The sequence below is a fragment of the Leisingera sp. M523 genome (genome assembly GCF_025141335.1).
GTDB lineage: Bacteria > Pseudomonadota > Alphaproteobacteria > Rhodobacterales > Rhodobacteraceae > Leisingera.
The window spans coordinates 1,086,490-1,104,780 of record NZ_CP081036.1 but is presented as its reverse complement, the minus strand read 5'-3'; the positions used below and the strand labels follow the sequence as shown (position 1 = coordinate 1,104,780).

Genomic DNA, 18,291 nt, shown 5'->3' with positions numbered 1-18,291 from the left:
CCGGCCAATTTTCTTGCAAGAAAATTGTGCCGCCTGCGGCGGGCGGTACGGCTGATGCCGGCGCCGGCCTCCTTGCGCCGCAGCCTGGGCCTGCAAGTGCTGCTGCCGCGCGCGGGGGTTGTGCTGATCTGGCTGGCGCTGAACCAATGGGTCAGCCTGCCAGTACCACTGGTCTTTGCTTTGATGGCGGCGGACGGGCTGTTTCTGCTGTGGCAGGCCCGCATTTTTCTGCACAGTGCCGATGCGCATGTACGCAGCACCGGTGCGATGGCGCCGGTCTGGGGCGGTTATCTGGTGCTGCTGTTTGCGGGTTTTGCGGCGGTCACCCTGTGGTGGGATGCCCAGTTGATTGCCAGGGCGGAGGAAGAACCCGTCTATGCCGAACAGCGGCGGCAGGCGCGCGAAGCGCTTTACAGGCTGACAGTTTCCAAGGACGGCCGCGCGCTGATCTTTGCAGGTGAAATCACCTTTGGCCTGACACGGCGGATTGAGCAGATGATCCTCCAGCACCCCGGGCTGCAGCGAATTACCCTGACCAGTCCCGGCGGTCTGATTGCCGAAGCCCGGGGTGCGGCCAGACTGATCCGCGAACAGGGGTTTTCCACCCGTGCAGAGGGATTGTGTGCTTCAGCCTGCACATTGATGTTCGCAGCCGGCCTCCGGCGCAGCCTCGGCGGAAACGGGCAGCTTGGCTTTCACAGCTATGCTTTGCAGTTCGAAAGCGGTCTGCCTCAGATAAACTTGGAAAAGGAACAAGAAAAGGACCGCGCCTTTCTGTTGCAGCAAGGGGTGAGCGCCGAGTTTGCAAACAGGGTCTTTGCCATCCCCCACCGGGAGATATGGATACCGGATGCCACGGCCCTGCGAGTTGGCGGTGTCGTGACCGAATGACCGGCCAGCCGCCGTGCAACCGGGTTTTCTTGCCGCCTCCACCATCCCTCTAGCGTTTCAGGCATCAGCCGGAGGGTGTTTTGCATGAAGCATATTCTATTTGCTGCGGCCCTGGGGCTGGCAGCCTCGCCTGCCGTTGCCGGGCTGGAGATCTGCAACAATGGCGGGCAAAGCCTGAGCCTGGTCATCGGCTATTTTGGCGGCGGGGATTGGGTCTCGGAAGGCTGGTGGAACATGCCGGTCTAAGCGTGCAAAACGCCGGTCGGCGGCGATTTAAAGAAAAGCCAAAATTATTGCCAGGCAAATGTATCGGGCAAGGCTTTTGCCAGCGGCGGTTACACCGTTTGACATCCTCTGAGTCCTGTACCATTCGCGGCGGCAGGGAGGGGCGCTGCCCCCTCGGCCTTGCTGCCTTACCCCCGGGGTACTTTCGACCAGAAAGAAGCAGCAGCCCGGAGCCATATGGGTGGCCTCATACGGGTGGCCCCATACAGGTAGCCCCAATACAGGTGGTCTGTGCGCCAAAGGAAAAGCCCGCCGGTGGCGCGGCGGGCTTTCAACGTTGCGCGGCTGCTGCAGCTTAGAGCTGCGCCATGACCTCGTCGGACGCTTCGAAGTTGGTGGTGACACGCTGCACGTCGTCGTCATCCTCCAACGCATCAACCAGCTTCATCAGCTTTTGCATGCCTTCGAGATCCAGCTCGGTGGTGGTGCCCGGTTTCCAGACCAGCTTAGTGCTCTCGGACTCGCCCAGTTCAGCTTCCAGTGCGTTCGACACGTCGTTGAGGTCGGTATCGGCGCAGTAGATAATATGGCCGTCCTCCGAGCTTTCGACATCTTCGGCGCCGGCTTCGATTGCTGCCATCATCACGGTGTCGGCATCGCCAACAGAGGCCGGATAGGTGACTTCGCCCTTGCGTTCGAACATGAAACCGACTGACCCGGTCTCTCCCAGGTTGCCGCCGTTCTTGGAGAAGGTGGAGCGCACGTTGGAGGCGGTGCGGTTCTTATTGTCGGTCATTGCCTCGACGATGACAGCCACGCCGCTGGGTCCATACCCTTCGTAACGGATTTCATCGTAGTTCTCAGCGTCGCCGCCCACGGCCTTTTTGATCGCGCGGTCAATCACGTCCTTGGGGACGGACTGGCTTTTGGCTTCTTTGACCGCCAGGCGCAGGCGCGGGTTCTTGTCGGGATCAGGGTCGCCCATTTTGGCGGCCACGGTGATCTCCTTGGCCAGCTTGGAAAACAGTTTCGACCGCGCCGCGTCCTGACGGCCTTTGCGGTGCTGAATGTTTGCCCATTTTGAATGGCCTGCCATGGTGCATCCTTGCTGCTGAATATCTGAATTGGCGCCCATATAGCCCGTGCCGGCACCGGGTTTCAAGCACCCTGCCCCGGCTTGGCCCTTGCTCCGCGGGGTTTCGCGGTTAAGCTGGCCCGATGACATATGATCAAGCTGTTTTATTTGCGTTATTTGCTGCCGTTTTTGCCCTGCTGTTATGGGGGCGTTACCGCTATGATCTAGTGGCCTTTGCAGCGCTGATGGCGGGGGTCGTGCTGGGGGTGGTGCCTGCTGGCGATGCCTTTGGCGGGTTTGGCCATCCGGCAACGCTGGTAGTGGCGCTGGTGCTGATCGTTTCTGCCGGGCTGGTGCGCTCAGGCGCGGTGTTTCTGATCACCCGCACATTGGTGGATTCCGCGCGCGGCCTTGGCGGCCATATTGCGCTGATGGGCGGGGTTGGCGCCGTCTTGTCGGCGTTCATGAACAATGTGGCGGCGCTGGCGCTGCTGATGCCGGTGGACATCCAGACCGCGCGCAAGGCAGGCCGGGCGCCGGGGTTGAGCCTGATGCCGCTGTCCTTTGCCACTATTCTGGGCGGCATGGCGACCCTTATCGGCACCCCGCCCAACATCATTATCGCGGCGATCCGGGAGGAGCGGCTGGGAGAGCCGTTCCGGATGTTCGATTTTGCCCCGGTGGGCGGCGTGGCGGCGCTGGCGGGGCTTACCTTTGTGGCACTGGTCGGCTGGCGGCTGATCCCGGCGCGGGAGAATGCAGCGGGAGCGTCCGAGGCGCAGCTGGCGCCCTATATTGCTGAGCTGACTGTAGGCGAAGGGTCAGAGCTGACCGGCAAGCGGCTGGGCGAATTGGACGAAGAGGCCGAAAAGGCGGATGTGGCGATCATTGGGTTGATCCGGGACGGCAAGCGCCGCTATGGCCGCGCCAGCGCTGCGATGCTGCGGGACGGGGATACGCTGGTGATCGAGGCCGAACCGGAGGCATTGGATGAGTTCCGCAGCGCCCTGAAACTGGATTTTGCCGACGCCGCCCGGCAGGAAAAGCTGACCGCTGCAGGCGACGGGCTGGAGCTGGTTGAGGTTGTGGTGCCGGAAGCGGCCCGCGTGCGCGGGCGCAGCGCCCAGTCCATCGGCCTGGCCTGGCGGCAAAGCGCGGTGCTGCTGGGGGTTTCCCGTCAAGGCCGGCGGATCACCAAACATATCCGGCAGGCAGAGATCGAGGCAGGGGACATTCTGCTGCTGCTTTGCCCGCGCGGGCGCAGTGCCGATGTGACCGACTGGCTGGGCTGCCTGCCGCTGGCGCAGCGCGGGCTGGCGGTGACTGCGAATGACAAGACCTGGGCCGCCATCGGTCTGTTTGCCGCCGCCGTTCTGGCGGCCTCCGTCGGGCTGATCTACCTGCCGGTGGCTCTGGGACTGGTGGCAATCGGTTATGTTCTTTTCAAGATCCTGCCTGTGGCGGAGATCTATGATCATGTGGAATGGCCGGTTGTGGTGCTGCTGGGGTCGATGATCCCGTTGGGGGCGGCACTGGACAGTTCAGGCGGCACCGCATTGATTGCCAATGCGCTGACAGGCCTGACCGAAGGCCTGCCCGCCTGGGCGGTGCTGACGGTGCTGATGGTGGTAACCATGACGTTGTCGGATGTACTGAACAATACCGCCACGGCCATTGTCGCGGCACCTGTGGGTATTCAGATGGCAGAGTCCCTGAGGGTATCTCCGGATCCGTTCCTGATGGCGGTGGCGGTTGCCGCCTCGGCGGCGTTCCTGACGCCGATCGGACATAAGAACAACACGCTTGTGCTGGGTCCCGGAGGATACCGCTTTGGCGATTACTGGCGGATGGGATTGCCGCTTGAGGTTCTGGTCATTGCCGTCTCTATTCCGGCAATCCTGGTGTTTTGGCCATTGTAGCGGGGACCAAAACTTTTAAGAAAAAGTTTTGCCAAAATCCTTTCACAAGGATTTTGCGGCCTGCGCGGAGACTTTTAAAGACTGTGGGTGCCGGTCCGCCCAGGCCTGCGACATCAACACAATGGCTGTTGATCCGCCCAGGACCGCGATAAGGAACAGTTTTTTGAAATCCACTTTGCCACCCCATGAAATACTCTCTGTTTCATATGGGCCCGGCTTTAACAGTTTCACGTAAACAAATGCTGGCGAAGCGGAAAACCGCCATCATCAAGGGCATCCGGTGATGTCAGAGCGGCCAGAAAAACGGAATGATCAAGGACGCAACCATGCCGACCGTCAGGTTCAGCGGGATGCCGACACGCAAAAAATCGGTGAACTTGTAACCGCCAGGACCGTAAACCAGCGTGTTGGTCTGGTAGCCGATCGGGGTGGCAAAAGAGGCCGAGGCAGCGACCATGACAGCCACCACCAAGGGGCGCGGATCCACCCCCATGGCCTGGGCCAGGCCAATGGCAATCGGGGTGACGACAACAGCCACAGCGTTGTTTGAGACCAGCTCGGTCAACACAGAGGTCAGCAAATAGACCGCCCAGACCAGCAGGAACGGCGGCAGCATCGACAGGCCGGGGGCAATGGCATTGACAATCAGGGCAACCGCCCCAGAGCTTTCCAGCGCGGCCCCGATGGCCAGCATCGAAAAAATCAACGCCAGGAGCCGCCCGTCCACAAAGGAGAACGCCTCGTCCGCGTCAATGCAGCGGGTCACGAACACCAGCGACACCATCAGCAGAGACAGCATCAGGATTGGTGCCACGCCAAAGGCGGCCAATAGAACGATCCCCAAAAGGGCAACAACAGCAATCGGCGCGTGGCTGCGGCGGTAGGCGCGCTGGGTCGGCTGCGAGACATCGGCCAGATCCATATCAGAGGCCAGACGCTGGATATCGGCGGGCGCCCCCTCCAGCAGCAGGGTGTCGCCGATCCGCACCACGAGGTCATCCAGCTGCACGCCGATGTTCTGGTTCCGGCGGTGCACCGCCAGGGTATAGACGCCGTAGCGGCGGCGCAGGCGCATGGCGCCAAGGCTGCGGCCGACCATGCGGCAACCCGGGGTGATCAGCACTTCCACGGTTTCGGTCTCGACGGCGGAAACCTGGTCCACCCGCTTCAATTCCTTGTTGGTTTGCAGGCTCAACAGCTCGGTCATTCGGGTGCGCAGCACCACCCGGTCGCCGACCTGCAGCTCCACACCCATGAGGTTGCGGCGCAAAGAGTCATCGCCGCGGATCACGTCGATCAGCCGCACGCCAGGGCGTTTGAAAAGCTGCACACCGGTGACTTCGCGGCCGATCAGGTTGCTTTCGGGCGGGATCACCGCTTCGGTGAAGAACTTCATCTTGGATTTGTCGCTCAGCAGCATGGCCATGCTGTCACGGTCCGGCAGCAGCCGCGGTGCGACAAAGCGCAGGTAGATCATGCCATAGATGACCAGGATCACGCCCAGCGGCGTGACCTCAAAAATAGTGAAAGGCTGCAGGCCCTGCGCCCGCGCAACACCATCCACCAGCAGGTTGGTCGAGGTGCCAATCAATGTCAGCGTGCCGCCCAGGATCGCCGCATAGCTGAGCGGGATCAGCATCTTGGAGGCGGAAACCTTCAGGGTGCGGGAGATCTGGATGAACACCGGGATCATCACCACCACCACCGGCGTGTTTGACACCACGGCTGAGGCCGCAACCACAAAGGCCATCAGCAAGGCAACCGCAAGCTTGGGGCTCACCTCGGCCTGCTTTTTGGCGATTTGAGTGAAGGCATCCAGCGCACCGGTCCGCACCAGGGCACCCATGATGATGAACATCGCCGCAATGGTCCAAGGCGCCGGGTTGGACAGCACCGGCAGCGCCTCATTGTAGGGCAAAACGCCGGTGGCCAGCATTGCTGCAACGCCAGTCAGCGCCACAACTTCGGTGGGATAGGTTTCGCGCAGAAAAGCCACGAACATGGCCAGGACAATGGCTAGTGCCAGGACCGCGCTGCCGGAATCACCTAGTTGGAAAAACTGCATATACCGTGACGATGCCTTATTGTTTCAGGCGGGTTTAGCGCGCTGCTGCACGCTCCGCCATCGCGCAGTTTCCCTGAAACCCTTGGCCTGAGCAAGAATTTCCGCGCCCGCCCCGCTGCGGAGGCCTGGATTCGGGAATTTATGCGGAAAATCGCGGCCGCACCGGCAATTCATCCCGCCACAAGCTGCACCGCGTGGCGGAATGGCATTCCATTAGGGGGCCGCCTCCTGCAGCAGGCCGCCGTTGCGCACCATGCGAATCTGCTTGGCAGCCCCTGTGCGGTCGTCTGTCTCGACAAACACGCCGGACAGGGTGGCCGCGCCGTTTGCAGGGGTAAAGCGCGCCTTGGGCATTCCGGTCAGGAAGCGGCGCATCGGCTCGGCCTTGTCCATGCCGATGACCGAATTGTAATCACCGCACATGCCGGCATCGGTCAGATAGCCGGTGCCTTCGGACAGGATCTGCGCGTCAGCCGTTGGAACATGGGTATGGGTCCCGACCACCAGCGAGGCACGCCCGTTGCAGAAATGGCCCATCGCCATCTTCTCGGAGGTGGCTTCGCAATGCACATCCACAATGATGGCCTGTGCCAGCCCGCCCCGGGGGTGCGATTTCAGCACCGCCTCAACCGCGCCGAAGGGATCATCGAAAGCGCGCTTCATGAACACTTGCCCCAGCACCTGCACCACCAGCACCTTACGTCCGCCCGGAGCCTGGAACAGCCGGAAGCCGCGGCCCGGCGCACCTTTGGCAAAGTTCAGCGGCCGGATAATGCGCTGTTCCTTCTCAATGAACTGCAGCATGTCCTTTTGATCAAAGGCATGGTCGCCCAGCGTCAGGCAATCAACGCCGGCCTCCAGCAGCAGCTTGGCGTGCTCGCCGCTCAGCCCCATGCCGTTGGAGGCGTTTTCGCCGTTCACCACAACAAAATCGAGCCGCCAGTCCTGGCGCAGCCGCCGCAGATTTTCGGTAATGGCACTGCGCCCCGCGCGGCCCATCACATCGCCTAGAAACAGAATTCGCATGCGGGCGTGGTACGCGCATGCGGACGGCAGAACAAGGCCTGCGGCAGGCGCGTAAAACTTTTCTGAAAAGTTTTGCCAAGATTTTTCGAAAAATCTTAAGCGCGCGGCCAGCGTCAGCGGCTGAATTGTAGGATCCGGCTTTCGGTAATCAGCATGTCCAGCGGTTGATCTGTGGGTTCCAGCGGCAGGTCCTCGGCCTCTTGCGCGTCAAAGGCAAAGCCAATCGCCAGCGTCGCCCGCTTGCCGCGCAGCAATTCCAGCGTGCGGTCATAAAAGCCGCCGCCGTACCCCAGCCGCCCCCCCTTTGCATCAAAGGCAACCAGCGGCACCACCAGGATCTCTGGTTCAAAGAAGTCATCGGTTTCAGGAACCATGGCGCCAAAGGGGCCGTCGCGCAGCGGGCCTTCGGGCTGCCAGCGGCTGAATTTGAGCGGCTGGCCCGCCCCCATGATAACCGGCACGCCGACAGGCCCGTGCGCTGCCGCTTCGGCCATTGCGGGCACCGGGTCGATCTCGGTGCGGATCGGCAGAAAACCCGACAGCGGCACGCCGCGGTAACCGGCCAGCACCTCGGACAGATGGCCTGCGGCACCGGGGATGTTGCGGGCGTGCGCGTCCTTGCGGCGGGCAAAGGCCGCCTTGCGGGCGGTGGCTTTGATTTCAGTCAGATCCGTCATCGCGGTCTCCTACAGCAAAACGGTGGCGGCAAGCCCGAGGAAGGCAAAGAACCCGACCACATCTGTCACAGTGGTCACAAATGCGCCTGAGGCCAGCGCCGGGTCAATTCCGGCTTTCTCCAATAGAACCGGGATCACCGTGCCCGCCAGCCCCGCCACGACCAGATTGATCACCATAGCGACGGCAATCACGACCCCCAGCATCGGCGAGCCGAACCAAGCGAGGCCCACCAGCCCCATCACAATGGCAAAGATCACCCCGTTGACCAGCCCCACCAGCACTTCCCGCCGGATCACCCGCCAGACGTTGGAGCCGGTCAGGTCGCGGGTCGCAATCGCGCGCACCGCAACCGTCAGCGACTGGGTACCGGCATTGCCGCCCATCGAGGCGACAATCGGCATCAGCACCGCAAGGGCCACGAACTGCGTTATGGTTGCTTCAAACTGCGCAATCACCAGCGAGGCCAGTATCGCGGTGACCAGGTTCACGGCCAGCCAGGGGAACCGGCGTTTGGTTGTTTCGATCACCCGGTCCGCCAGCGAGCTTTCCTCGCCCACACCCGCCAGACGCAGGATATCTTCCTCGTGCTCCTCGTCTTGCACAATCATCGCGTCGTCGATGGTGATCACACCGACCAGACGCCCCTCAGCGTCGGTCACGGGCGCCGAGATCAGGTGGTACTGGTTGAAGGCATAGGCCACGTCTTCCTCGTCCTGATCGGCGGGGATCACCTGAAAGGTGTCCTCGACCAGTTCGGTCAGCGGCACTTCGCGTTTGGTGGCCATGATCCGGCCAAGGGTGACATTGCCAATCGGATGCAGACGCGGATCAACCAGGACCACGTGATAGAACTGATCCGGCAGATCATCCGAGTTGCGCATGAAATCAATGGCCTGCCCGACATTCCAATGCTCAGGCGCCATCACCACTTCGCGCTGCATCAAACGGCCGGCCGAGTTTTCCGGATAGCTCAGCGACTGCTCAACCGCAACCCGGTCGGCATCTTCAAGCGCCTCAAGGATGGCTTCCTGCTGCGGCACCTCCAGGTCTTCGAGAAGGTCGACGACGTCGTCGCTTTCCATCTCCCGGACCGCGTCGGCCAGAACCAGCGGGTTCAGCGTCTCGATGACTTCTTCGCGGATCGACTCGTCCAGTTCGGACAGGATCTCGCCGTCGAACTCACGGTCGTAAAGCCGGATCAGCCGTGCCCGGTCGCTGGCATCGATCTGTTCCAGAAGGTCGGCAATGTCGGCTGCGTGCAGGTCTTCCAGCAGATCCGTCAGCGCCTGCTGATCGCCCTGCTCCACCGCACCCAGAATCCGGGCAACCAATTTGCGGTCCAGGTCATAGGAGTCGTCCTGAGACAGATCGCCGGTGATGTTGTCGCCGCTGCTCATGTGATGCCCCCGGGTATTTTATGAGTGTCTGCCTGCAAAATAGAAGAAGCGGCTACCGGAAAACAATGACATCGGCATAATTTACCGGAGCTGATGCGGCGGGTATCCTGCCAAGAGCCATTTTGCAAGGAAAGGGTTGGAAGAATGGGCACCGATTACATCCTGAAAGGGCACGTACTGTCTTTTACCGCCTCTCCTTTTGCCGCGGAGCAGCCCCAAGACGCGGCCCGTCTGCTGGACGCGGTGGCGGTGCAGAACGGCAAGGTCGCGGGTGCAGGGCCGCTGGCAGAAATGCAGGCGCTGCTGCCTGCGGCGGAAACCGTGGATCACAGCGGCAAGCTGATCATGGCCGGATTTGTGGACGCCCATGTGCATTACCCGCAGACCGCGATTATCGCCAGCTGGGGCAAGCGGCTGATCGACTGGCTGAACAGCTATACCTTCCCGGAGGAGATGCGGTTCGGCGACCGCGCCTATGCAGACGGGATTGCCAACAGGTATCTGGACCTGACTGCCGCGCATGGCACCACCACGGTCTGCAGCTATTGCACAATTCATCCCGAAAGCGTGGATGCGTTTTTCACGGCCGCGCAATCGCGCGGGCAGCGGGTGGTTGCGGGCAAGACCTGCATGGACCGCAACGCGCCGGAGGAGCTGCGGGATACCGCGCAGTCGGCTTATGACGATTCAGACGCGCTGATTGGGCGCTGGCACGGTGTGGACCGGCTGGAATATGCAATTACCCCGCGGTTCTCCCCCACCTCCACCCCAGAACAGCTGGAAGCAATGGGTGCACTGTGGGGCAAGCACCCGGAATGCCTGATGCAAACGCATCTGAGCGAGCAGATTGATGAAATCGATTGGGTCAGGTCGTTGTTTCCGCAGGCCCGCGACTATCTGGACACCTATGAGGAGTTCGGACTGCTGGGCGCCCGGGGGCTTTACGGTCATGCGATCCATCTGGAAGAGCGTGAACGGCACCGGCTGCGGGACTATGGCGCGGCGTTGATCCATTGCCCGACGTCGAACACCTTCATCGGCTCCGGCCTCTTTGACATGGCAGGGCTGATGGCTGAGGGCCAGCGGATCGGGCTTGCCACTGACACCGGCGGCGGGTCCAGCTTTTCTATGCTGCGCACCATGGCGGCGGCCTATGAGATCGGCCAGCTGCGCGGCACGCCGCTGCATGCAGCGCAGCTGTTGTGGCTGGCGACCCAAGGATCCGCCACGGCGCTGCGGATGGAGGCAAAGATCGGCAACATCGCCCGCGGCATGGAGGCGGATCTGGTGGTGCTGGATCTGGCCTCGGCCCCGGCGATCGCGCAGCGGTCAGCGCGCGCCGGGGATCTGTGGGAGGCGGTGTTCCCCACCATCATGATGGGCGACGACCGCGCCATTTCCGAGGTCTGGATTGGCGGGCGACCGGTTTAGCAGAGGCGCTGACGCGCCTCGGCCTTGAGTATTTTCAGAAAGATGAAGCCAGCGCCCGCGCCAGTTTCCCGTGGCGTTCGATCAGCTGCGGCAGGTCGAGCGTTGTGATCCCGCCGCTGCGGATGACCTGCTTGCCTTCGACAAACAGGTGTTTCACCTGGGTCGGACCGGCCAGCAGCAGGGCTGCGGCATCCCAGCTGCCGCTGGAGGCAATGCCTGTGGTGTCCCAAACCGCGATGTCGGCGCGCTTGCCCGGTGCCAGACGGCCGCAATCCGGGCGCCCCAGCACATCGGCGCCGCCGCGGGTGGCGATCTCCAGCGTTTCATAAGCGCTCATCGCGTCGGCGCCATTGGCTACCCGCTGCAGCAGCATGGCCTGCCGCGCCTCTGACGCCAGGCTGGCCATGTCGTTGCTGGCGGAGCCGTCCACACCCAGCCCCACAGGAACCCCGGCGTCCCGCATTGCGCGCACAGGCGCAATGCCGCTGCCGAGACGGCAGTTGGAACAGGGGCAATGGGCAACCCCGGTGCGGGTTCTGGCAAAAAGGTCAATCTCTTGCACGTCGAGCTTCACGCAGTGGGCATGCCAGACGTCGTCACCGGTCCAGCCAAGCTCTTCGGCATACTGGCCGGGGCGGCAGCCGAATTTGGCCTCGGAATAGGCGATGTCCTCGTCGTTTTCGGCCAGATGAGTGTGCAGCATCACGCCTTTGTCACGGGCCAGCAGGGCGGCATCGCGCATCAGCTCGCGGCTGACCGAAAACGGCGAGCATGGCGCCAGGCCGACGCGGCACATGGACCCTTCGCCTGCATCGTGGAAGCCATCAACAACGCGGATCATGTCGTCGAGAATGGCCTGCTCCTTCTCGACCAGGCTGTCAGGCGGCAATCCGCCATCGCTTTCGCCGATGCTCATCGCACCGCGGGTCGGGTGAAAGCGCAGGCCCACCTCGCGGGCGGCGTGGATGGTGTCCTCCAGCCGCGAGCCGTTGGGATAGAGATACAGGTGGTCGGAACTGAGGGTGCAGCCGGACAGCGCCAGCTCTGCCAGGCCCAGCTGCGCAGAGACGAACATCTCGTCCGGGGTGAACTGCGCCCAGATGGGATAGAGCCGCTGCAGCCAGCCGAACAGCAGCGCATCCTGGGCGCCCGGCACCGCGCGGGTCAGGTTCTGGTAGAGGTGGTGATGGGTGTTGACCAGCCCCGGGGTCACCACACAGCCGCGGCCGGAGACAATGTCTCCGCTGGTTTGCAGCCCCTGCCCCACCGCGGCAATCCCGCCGCCGCGGATCAGCACGTCGGCGCCATGCAGCACACGGCGCGTGTCATCCATAGTCAGGATGGTATCGGCATTTTGTATCAGGATCTCTGTCATTTACACACACTCCAAAAGACAGCCCGCTTCAGAGGAATGTGTGATTAGCCGATGGAAAACGGGCGAAGAACCGGCCTGCCGGGAAAACTACAGGCCGGGGGCGCCATTATCAACCCGTTTACGTCTGTTGCAGCAGTTCCAGCGCAGCCGCGTGGATACCCGCATTGGCCGCGGCCAGGGCACGGCCGCCGTTGTGGGCCGGGTTGCCCTGCCAGTCTGTGACCATACCGCCTGCCGCCTGGATCAGCGCAATCGGCGCCTGAATGTCATAAGCGTTGAGACCGGCCTCGATCACCAGATCCACCTGCCCCGCCGCCACCAGCGCATAGGCATAACAATCGGTGCCATAGCGGGTCAGCTTGGCGCGGGCCGAGACCCGTTCGAACGCAGCGCGGTCCTCTGGCATACCGACTTCCGGAAAAGTGGTGAACAGGATGGCGTCTTTCAGCGCCGCAGTGGCGCGGGTCTGCAAAGGTCTTTCGCCCAACGGGCCGGTCATAGAAGCAATTTCCGGCCCGCCGCAGAAACGCTCACCGGTATAGGGCTGGTCGATCACCCCCAGGAACGGGCCGTTTTCATCCGACAGCGCAATCAGCACGCCCCAGGTTGGCGTACCGCTGATGAACCCGCGGGTGCCGTCAATCGGATCGAGCACCCAGGTGCGGCCCGTGGTGCCTGGCTTGGTGCCGAACTCTTCGCCCAGAATTCCGTCATCGGGGCGCAACTCCGCCAGGACTGCCCGCATCGCCTGCTCGGCAGCGCGGTCCGCAACCGTGACCGGATCAAACCCGCCGTCGAGTTTGTTCTCAGCGGTCAGCGAAGATGTGCGGAAATGCGGCAGGATGGCAGCGCGGGCTGCGTCTGCCATCCTGTGTGCAACGTCAAGATCGGGAAAAGCGGCCTGTGTCATACCAATACGGGTGCCACTCACCCGGCATTATTGCAAGCGCAAACCCTGTCATCGCAGGTTTTGCGCTTGCAATTATCCTTCATTCGCCGTCTGGATTTCAGGCGACGTCGCTCAGCACGCGCGCCAGTTCAAACAGGCGGCGGCGCTGGTTTTCCGGGATCGCGTAGTAGGAGCGCACCAGGTCCAGGGCTTCCTTGTCGCCCATCAGATCTTCCGGAACGGAGGCTTTATCCGCCGAGGATTTGCCTTCTTCCTGCAGACCTTCGAAGAAGAAGCTCACCGGCACCTCAAGGGCGTCGGAGATATCCCAGAGCCGGGAGGCGCTGACCCGGTTGGCACCGGTCTCGTATTTCTGAATTTGCTGAAATTTAATGCCGACCTGCTCGGCGAGTTGCTGCTGTGTCATGCCGATCAGCCACCGGCGGTGGCGGATGCGCTTTCCCACATGCACGTCAACTGGATGAGCCATGCGTTTCTCCTAAGTTCAAAAATCCGGCTGCAACCCGGACCGCTGCGTTCCTATAACCTGTTCTGGCGGCTTCAATTCTTTGCCCGAACACGGTTCCCCATCAGAGCGATCTACGCTCAACCTCTGAGCAAAAGTGTACAACCCTTGCGATTGATTGCAAGGCTGCCGTCGCCCCGTGCGCGGACCGCACGTTCAAGCGCATGATTTCATGTATCATTTTTCTAAAGGTTTTGTTGCCAAGCGGCTGCCGATCACGTACCTCCCCAGAAATAGCGAGGTGCAGGCAGGCGCAGCACCCCGCCAGTGTGAGGTGGCGAATCACACAGATTCCCGCAGAAGGTGAGGAAAAAACATGCAAGCTTTCCAAGTTCCGGCCTTTGACCGTCCGGCGTCGCTGACGGAAACAGACGTCCCGCCCCCGGGCCCCGGCCAAGCAGCCGTTGCGCTGCGGGCCTGCGGCTTGAACTTTGCAGATCTGCTGATGATGAAGGGCAGCTATCAGGACACGCCCAAGCCCCCCTTTACCCTCGGACTGGAAGCGGCAGGCGTGGTGACGGAACTGGGCGATGGCACAAAAGGGTTTGCTCCGGGCGACCGGGTCGCGGTGTTCGGCGGCTCCGGCGGGCTGGCTGAAGCCGGGGTTTTTGACGCAGCCCAGCTGATCCGGATCCCGGATGCGATGAGTTTCGAGCACGCCGCGGCGATGCAGATCGCCTATGGCACCAGCCATATGGCACTGGATCATTGCGCCCGCCTGCAGCCGGGCGAGACACTGCTGGTAACAGGCGCCGCCGGCGGCGTCGGGCTGACGGCTGTTGAAATCGGCAAGCTGATGGGCGCGACAGTCATTGCCCAGGCCCGCGGGCAGGAGAAGCTGGAGGTGGCCGCCGCTGCAGGTGCAGACCACCTGATCGATGCCGGTGAAGACCTGCGCAGCACTGTGAAGGCTTTGGGCGGCGCAGATGTGGTTTATGACGCTGTGGGCGGAGATGTTTGGGAAGCCGCTTTCCGCTCTGCCAATCCCGGCGCTCGGCTGCTGCCGGTGGGGTTTGCCGGCGGCGAGGTGCCGCAAATCCCGGCCAACCACTTGCTGGTGAAAAACCTGACGGTGATCGGGTTTTACCTGGGCGGTTACATGAAATTCCGGCCCGAAGCAGTACGCCGCTCCTTTGAGACGCTGTTTGCCTGGCACGGCGAAGGCCGCATCAAGCCGCATATCAGCCACACCCTGCCGCTGGACCGCGCGGCCGAGGGGCTGGACCTGCTGCGCAGCCGCAAGTCCACCGGCAAGGTGGTGATCACCATGGGCGGCAACCGCTGACCAGATAGCGCGTCCAGGCCCTTCCCGCCCGGTGCCGGAGCATCAGCGCGTCAGCTGGCAGCGCGCAGCGGCGCGGACCACAGCCCTTGAAAGGCCTGACGGATAAACTCGGCCAGCTCCTCGACATAGGGCGCACGCACGCGCTCGGCCCCGTAGAGGTTGATGTGCTGCATGGGGAGATCCGGCAAGCCGCAGCCCTGTTCAACCAGCTCCTGATAGCCCGGCTGGGTGCCCTCCAGCAGCACGCCGATGGCCAGGTCGGCACTGACCGTTGCCTCGACGGTGCGGTCGGAATCGCTGTCGAGCGCCATCTCCCATTCGATACCCGCCTTATCCAGCGCCGCGGTGGCCACGGGGCGGAAACTGCAGTTGCGGCAGAAGCCGAGCCGCAGGGGACGCTGCCGCCAGACCGATCCGTCGGGCGCGCCGACCCAGCGCAACGGCATGCTGTGGATCGTCTCACCGCCCTCGCCTGATCCGTTTTCCGTGGTCAGGATCAGATCGAATGCACCGCGCGAGAATTCAGTTTTCAAGTCGCGGGTGTTGGATGTGCAAAGGTTCACATTCACCCGCGGGTAGCTGAGATTGAACCGCTTCAGCACCTGCGGAATGACCGGATGCACCACGTCATGCGGCACCCCCAGCAGCACCTCGCCCTCAAAGGCCTGGTCTGTCAGCCTGCCGATCACCTCGTCATTCAGCGCCACCATCCTGCGGGCATAGCCAAGCATCTGCTCACCTTCCGCTGTCAGCGCAATAGTGCGCCCGGAGCGGTCCAGAAGGCTTAAACCCAATAGCTCCTCCAGCCGCTTCATCTGCATCGAGACCGCCGATTGGGTGAGATGCAGAAAACCGGCCGCCCGGGTCACGCCGCCATTGTCCGCCACCGCCACAAAAGAGCGGAGCGTGGTGATATCGAGATTTCTTATCATCACAGCACCTGATGCATTAGATCAAAAACATTCGTTTTTAAAATGTGCCACAAGACGCCATATTCATCAACACAATTGATCACCCAAAAGGGACGCATCACAAACGTAACTGAAGGATCCGCGCTATGACCCCTGCAACCTCCTCCCGCTGCACACCCCGCCCTGCCGCAAAGCCGCAGCTTTCGCTGGCTGCCCGCCTGCGCTTGCACCTGAAGGTCTGGACGCAGCGCCGCCAGCTGGCCAAGCTGGACACCCGCGCATTGGACGACATCGGCGTGACCCGCGCCGAAGCAGATGCCGAGGCCCGGCGCGGGTTCTGGAGCGCGCCGGATCACTGGTCCCGCTGAGCCTCTGCAGCCCGAATTGACGCCCGCATTTGAGACGGGCCGCCAGCCGGCGGCCCGTTTCCTCGTTTTTCATGTATTTATTGCCCTGAAATACTTGAACCGGAACGCACTTCCCCCGATATTTAGCGGGAATGCTGCCGGCCGCGGCCCGGTTCGTGCACCGGCAGCAAGGGAGTAATTTACGGAGACCACCCAAGATGGCACAATTCGACACCATCCGGTCTGCCGCCGGCGCCCGCGCCGCGCAGATTGATGAGGGCCTGCGCGCCCATATGAACAAGGTCTACGGCACCATGGCCGCAGGCACGTTCATCACTTTCCTTGCAGCCTGGGCCATTTCCGGCCTGGCCGTCACTGCGGACCCGGCAAATGCCGTGGCGCAGCTGAGCGCGGATAAATATCTGACCAATATCGGCCATGCGCTTTATGCTTCGCCACTGAAATGGGTCATCATGTTTGCACCGCTGGCCTTTGTCTTTGGCATCGGCGCTGCCGCAAACCGCATGTCCGCGGCCGGCGTCCAGCTGCTGTTTTATGTCTTCGCCACCGTGATGGGCTTGTCGATCAGCTCGATCTTCCTGGTGTTCACCGGCGAGAGCATCGTGCAGGTGTTCCTGATCACCTCCGTCGCCTTTGCGGGCCTGTCGCTGGTCGGTTACACCACCAAGAAAGACCTGTCCGGCATGGGCGCTTTCCTGATCATGGGCCTGATCGGCCTGATCGTGGCCTCGATCGTCAACATCTTCCTGGCGTCGTCGGCAATGGCCTTTGCGATCTCGGTGATCGGCGTGCTGATCTTTGCAGGCCTTACCGCCTATGACACCCAGCGGATCAAGAACGACTACCTGCAGATGGCCCATTCGGGCGACCAGGAATGGCTGGCAAAGTCCGCCATCATGGGCGCGCTCAGCCTTTATCTGGACTTCATCAACATGTTCATGATGCTGCTCCAGCTGCTTGGAAACCGCGAATAAGCGTACAACACATTCCAAAGTCAGCGAGGGGCGGGTCACAATGATCCGCCCCTTTTCATTTCAAAAACAATAAGAGGGATGACCCCATGAAGATTATCGAGATTCCCGCAGTGGAGGCAGACCGTCTGCTGCCGCTGTTGCAGGACCTGCATGCGCTGCACGCAGCGCATCAGCCAGAGCGCCACACGCCAGCCCCTGACAGCACAGGTCTGGCCGCATGGCTGCAGGAGTGGCTGCGGGAAGAGACCATCTTTGCGCTGGCCGCAGAAAGCCCGCAAGGGGCGCTGCTGGGCTATCTGATCTATGAGCTGCAGAACCGGCCAGCGCTGCCCATCCGCGCGGCTGAGACCCGCGCCATGCTGCACCATATTTCGGTGACCGAAGCCTGGTGCGCATTCCGGAGCATCCGGCCGGTCATTCCGATGACATCCGGCCACTCAATCCGGCGTATCCGGCCACCCTCGGCGGTCCGTCTTGAGGCTTGAGGTTTCGGGTATCAGTTTTGGGCCTTTTCGTCATCCATTTTGGCGGCTTTCTTTCTGAAGGACTGGCCTTCGAGCTCGAGGCGGTAGGCATTGTGAACGAGCCTGTCGAGTATGGCATCTGCGAAGGTGGGTTCGCCGATCACCTCGTGCCAGGTATTGAGCGGCAGCTGGCTGGTGATCAGGGTTGATCCGGTGCCGTAGCGATCCTCGACAATCTCCATCAAATCACGGCGCTGATTGGCGTTGAGACGATCCGGCCCCCAGTCGTCCAGGATCAAAAGCTGGGTTTTCGTCAGAGCTTTGAAGACGCGCGGGAAGCGCCCGTCGCCATGGGCCGTTTCGAGTTCATTGAACAGCCGCGGAACACGTTTGTAGAGCACGGTGATGCCATCCCGGCAGGCGGCTTGCGCCAGAGCGCAGGCGAGCCAGGTTTTGCCGACGCCGCAGGGGCCGGTGATCATCAGGTTGCGCTTGTCCTTGATCCACTTGGCACCCAGCAAGCTCTGGAAGAGTGCCTTGTCCAGGCCCCGGCGCGACTTGTAATCGACATCCTCCGGTGACGCCCCGGCGTGGCGCAGGCGCGCCGTGCGCATGCGGCTTTCAAAGCGTTTGGTCTCACGGCTGGCGGTTTCCCGGTCGATCAGCAGCGCCAGCCATTCGGCGTGGCTGAGGGCGGCGGTTCCGTCCTGGCGCTCCATCTCTGCAAAGGCTTCGGCCATGCCGTCAAGCTTGAGGGTCTTGAGCTGTTCCAGCGTTGGATGTGTCAGCATA

Annotated in this window: 18 protein-coding genes; 8 read left to right on the top strand and 10 right to left on the bottom strand. The window is 62.2% G+C overall.

What is annotated here, in order from left to right; translation table 11 throughout:
• Positions 1 to 24: 24 nt before the first annotated feature.
• Positions 25 to 891: a hypothetical protein gene (locus K3557_RS05375; RefSeq protein ID WP_259998208.1), complete on the top strand. Its 867-nt coding sequence runs from the start codon at positions 25 to 27 to the stop codon at positions 889 to 891.
• An 84-nt stretch (positions 892 to 975) separates the two neighbouring features.
• On the top strand, positions 976 to 1,137 hold the full coding sequence (locus K3557_RS05370; protein ID WP_259998206.1) for a DUF1036 domain-containing protein: 162 nt from the start codon (positions 976 to 978) through the stop codon (positions 1,135 to 1,137).
• 334 nt (positions 1,138 to 1,471) lie between these two features.
• Here the strand turns inward: K3557_RS05370 and K3557_RS05365 are convergent, their stop codons facing one another.
• Entirely contained in the window at positions 1,472 to 2,212 is a 741-nt protein-coding gene (locus K3557_RS05365) for a YebC/PmpR family DNA-binding transcriptional regulator (RefSeq protein ID WP_259991228.1), read from the bottom strand.
• A 122-nt stretch (positions 2,213 to 2,334) separates the two neighbouring features.
• On the opposite strand from K3557_RS05365, the gene K3557_RS05360 reads away from it, so the two are divergent.
• A complete protein-coding gene (locus K3557_RS05360) occupies positions 2,335 to 4,110 on the top strand; it encodes an SLC13 family permease (protein WP_259998204.1) in 1,776 nt (591 codons plus the stop codon).
• A 286-nt stretch (positions 4,111 to 4,396) separates the two neighbouring features.
• On the opposite strand, the gene K3557_RS05355 is transcribed toward K3557_RS05360, so the two are convergent.
• The 4 genes from K3557_RS05355 to mgtE all read right to left on the bottom strand — a co-directional run bounded on the left by K3557_RS05355 (position 4,397) and on the right by mgtE (position 9,276).
• Positions 4,397 to 6,175 carry an SLC13 family permease gene (locus K3557_RS05355; RefSeq protein ID WP_259991224.1) on the bottom strand — a complete coding sequence of 593 codons (1,779 nt, stop codon included), beginning with the start codon at positions 6,173 to 6,175 and terminating at the stop codon, positions 4,397 to 4,399.
• Positions 6,176 to 6,388: 213 nt separating this feature from the next.
• The gene (locus K3557_RS05350; protein WP_129370392.1) at positions 6,389 to 7,201 is read right to left on the bottom strand and encodes a TIGR00282 family metallophosphoesterase; all 813 of its coding nucleotides are present in this window, start codon (positions 7,199 to 7,201) and stop codon (positions 6,389 to 6,391) included.
• A gap of 113 nt (positions 7,202 to 7,314) precedes the next feature.
• Positions 7,315 to 7,878, bottom strand: coding sequence for a 5-formyltetrahydrofolate cyclo-ligase (locus K3557_RS05345; RefSeq protein ID WP_259998202.1), 564 nt, complete (start codon positions 7,876 to 7,878; stop codon positions 7,315 to 7,317).
• 9 nt (positions 7,879 to 7,887) lie between these two features.
• Entirely contained in the window at positions 7,888 to 9,276 is a 1,389-nt protein-coding gene (gene mgtE / locus K3557_RS05340) for a magnesium transporter (protein WP_259998200.1), read from the bottom strand.
• Positions 9,277 to 9,420: 144 nt separating this feature from the next.
• Between mgtE and guaD the strand changes: the two genes are divergently transcribed.
• A complete protein-coding gene (guaD, locus tag K3557_RS05335) occupies positions 9,421 to 10,707 on the top strand; it encodes a guanine deaminase (RefSeq protein ID WP_259998198.1) in 1,287 nt (428 codons plus the stop codon).
• Positions 10,708 to 10,741: 34 nt separating this feature from the next.
• On the opposite strand, the gene K3557_RS05330 is transcribed toward guaD, so the two are convergent.
• The 3 genes from K3557_RS05330 to K3557_RS05320 all read right to left on the bottom strand — a co-directional run bounded on the left by K3557_RS05330 (position 10,742) and on the right by K3557_RS05320 (position 13,461).
• Positions 10,742 to 12,082 carry an 8-oxoguanine deaminase gene (locus K3557_RS05330; protein WP_259998197.1) on the bottom strand — a complete coding sequence of 447 codons (1,341 nt, stop codon included), beginning with the start codon at positions 12,080 to 12,082 and terminating at the stop codon, positions 10,742 to 10,744.
• A 118-nt stretch (positions 12,083 to 12,200) separates the two neighbouring features.
• Positions 12,201 to 12,992: a histidinol-phosphatase gene (hisN, locus tag K3557_RS05325; RefSeq protein WP_259998194.1), complete on the bottom strand. Its 792-nt coding sequence runs from the start codon at positions 12,990 to 12,992 to the stop codon at positions 12,201 to 12,203.
• Between the two features lie 97 nt (positions 12,993 to 13,089).
• Positions 13,090 to 13,461, bottom strand: a complete 372-nt coding sequence (locus K3557_RS05320; RefSeq protein WP_259991212.1) for a helix-turn-helix domain-containing protein — start codon at positions 13,459 to 13,461, stop codon at positions 13,090 to 13,092.
• Positions 13,462 to 13,813: 352 nt separating this feature from the next.
• Between K3557_RS05320 and K3557_RS05315 the strand changes: the two genes are divergently transcribed.
• Positions 13,814 to 14,782 carry an NADPH:quinone oxidoreductase family protein gene (locus K3557_RS05315; protein WP_259998192.1) on the top strand — a complete coding sequence of 323 codons (969 nt, stop codon included), beginning with the start codon at positions 13,814 to 13,816 and terminating at the stop codon, positions 14,780 to 14,782.
• 50 nt (positions 14,783 to 14,832) lie between these two features.
• Here K3557_RS05315 and K3557_RS05310 read toward each other — a convergent pair whose 3' ends face one another.
• Complete coding sequence (locus tag K3557_RS05310; RefSeq protein WP_129370384.1) at positions 14,833 to 15,714, bottom strand: LysR family transcriptional regulator; 882 nt, start codon at positions 15,712 to 15,714, stop codon at positions 14,833 to 14,835.
• 125 nt (positions 15,715 to 15,839) lie between these two features.
• On the opposite strand from K3557_RS05310, the gene K3557_RS05305 reads away from it, so the two are divergent.
• From K3557_RS05305 to K3557_RS05295, 3 genes are all read left to right on the top strand, one after another.
• Complete coding sequence (locus K3557_RS05305) at positions 15,840 to 16,061, top strand: DUF1127 domain-containing protein (protein WP_129370383.1); 222 nt, start codon at positions 15,840 to 15,842, stop codon at positions 16,059 to 16,061.
• Between the two features lie 197 nt (positions 16,062 to 16,258).
• Complete coding sequence (locus tag K3557_RS05300) at positions 16,259 to 17,035, top strand: Bax inhibitor-1/YccA family protein (RefSeq protein ID WP_259991206.1); 777 nt, start codon at positions 16,259 to 16,261, stop codon at positions 17,033 to 17,035.
• Between the two features lie 86 nt (positions 17,036 to 17,121).
• Positions 17,122 to 17,520, top strand: coding sequence for a hypothetical protein (locus K3557_RS05295; protein WP_259998189.1), 399 nt, complete (start codon positions 17,122 to 17,124; stop codon positions 17,518 to 17,520).
• A gap of 11 nt (positions 17,521 to 17,531) precedes the next feature.
• On the opposite strand, the gene istB is transcribed toward K3557_RS05295, so the two are convergent.
• A complete protein-coding gene (istB, locus tag K3557_RS05290) occupies positions 17,532 to 18,290 on the bottom strand; it encodes an IS21-like element helper ATPase IstB (protein WP_259996600.1) in 759 nt (252 codons plus the stop codon).
• Between the last annotated feature and the right edge of the window lies 1 nt (position 18,291).

Excerpts from the sequence above, each read along its gene's own strand:
- K3557_RS05370 (WP_259998206.1), top strand. The coding sequence starts at position 976 with ATGAAGCATATTCTATTTGCTGCGGCCCTGGGGCTGGCAGCCTCGCCT.
- K3557_RS05365 (WP_259991228.1), bottom strand. The coding sequence starts at position 2,212 with ATGGCAGGCCATTCAAAATGGGCAAACATTCAGCACCGCAAAGGCCGT.
- K3557_RS05360 (WP_259998204.1), top strand. The coding sequence starts at position 2,335 with ATGACATATGATCAAGCTGTTTTATTTGCGTTATTTGCTGCCGTTTTT.
- K3557_RS05355 (WP_259991224.1), bottom strand. The coding sequence starts at position 6,175 with ATGCAGTTTTTCCAACTAGGTGATTCCGGCAGCGCGGTCCTGGCACTA.
- K3557_RS05350 (WP_129370392.1), bottom strand. The coding sequence starts at position 7,201 with ATGCGAATTCTGTTTCTAGGCGATGTGATGGGCCGCGCGGGGCGCAGT.
- K3557_RS05345 (WP_259998202.1), bottom strand. The coding sequence starts at position 7,878 with ATGACGGATCTGACTGAAATCAAAGCCACCGCCCGCAAGGCGGCCTTT.
- mgtE (WP_259998200.1), bottom strand. The coding sequence starts at position 9,276 with ATGAGCAGCGGCGACAACATCACCGGCGATCTGTCTCAGGACGACTCC.
- guaD (WP_259998198.1), top strand. The coding sequence starts at position 9,421 with ATGGGCACCGATTACATCCTGAAAGGGCACGTACTGTCTTTTACCGCC.
- K3557_RS05330 (WP_259998197.1), bottom strand. The coding sequence starts at position 12,082 with ATGACAGAGATCCTGATACAAAATGCCGATACCATCCTGACTATGGAT.
- hisN (WP_259998194.1), bottom strand. The coding sequence starts at position 12,992 with ATGACACAGGCCGCTTTTCCCGATCTTGACGTTGCACACAGGATGGCA.
- K3557_RS05320 (WP_259991212.1), bottom strand. The coding sequence starts at position 13,461 with ATGGCTCATCCAGTTGACGTGCATGTGGGAAAGCGCATCCGCCACCGC.
- K3557_RS05315 (WP_259998192.1), top strand. The coding sequence starts at position 13,814 with ATGCAAGCTTTCCAAGTTCCGGCCTTTGACCGTCCGGCGTCGCTGACG.
- K3557_RS05310 (WP_129370384.1), bottom strand. The coding sequence starts at position 15,714 with ATGATAAGAAATCTCGATATCACCACGCTCCGCTCTTTTGTGGCGGTG.
- K3557_RS05305 (WP_129370383.1), top strand. The coding sequence starts at position 15,840 with ATGACCCCTGCAACCTCCTCCCGCTGCACACCCCGCCCTGCCGCAAAG.
- K3557_RS05300 (WP_259991206.1), top strand. The coding sequence starts at position 16,259 with ATGGCACAATTCGACACCATCCGGTCTGCCGCCGGCGCCCGCGCCGCG.
- K3557_RS05295 (WP_259998189.1), top strand. The coding sequence starts at position 17,122 with ATGAAGATTATCGAGATTCCCGCAGTGGAGGCAGACCGTCTGCTGCCG.
- istB (WP_259996600.1), bottom strand. The coding sequence starts at position 18,290 with ATGCTGACACATCCAACGCTGGAACAGCTCAAGACCCTCAAGCTTGAC.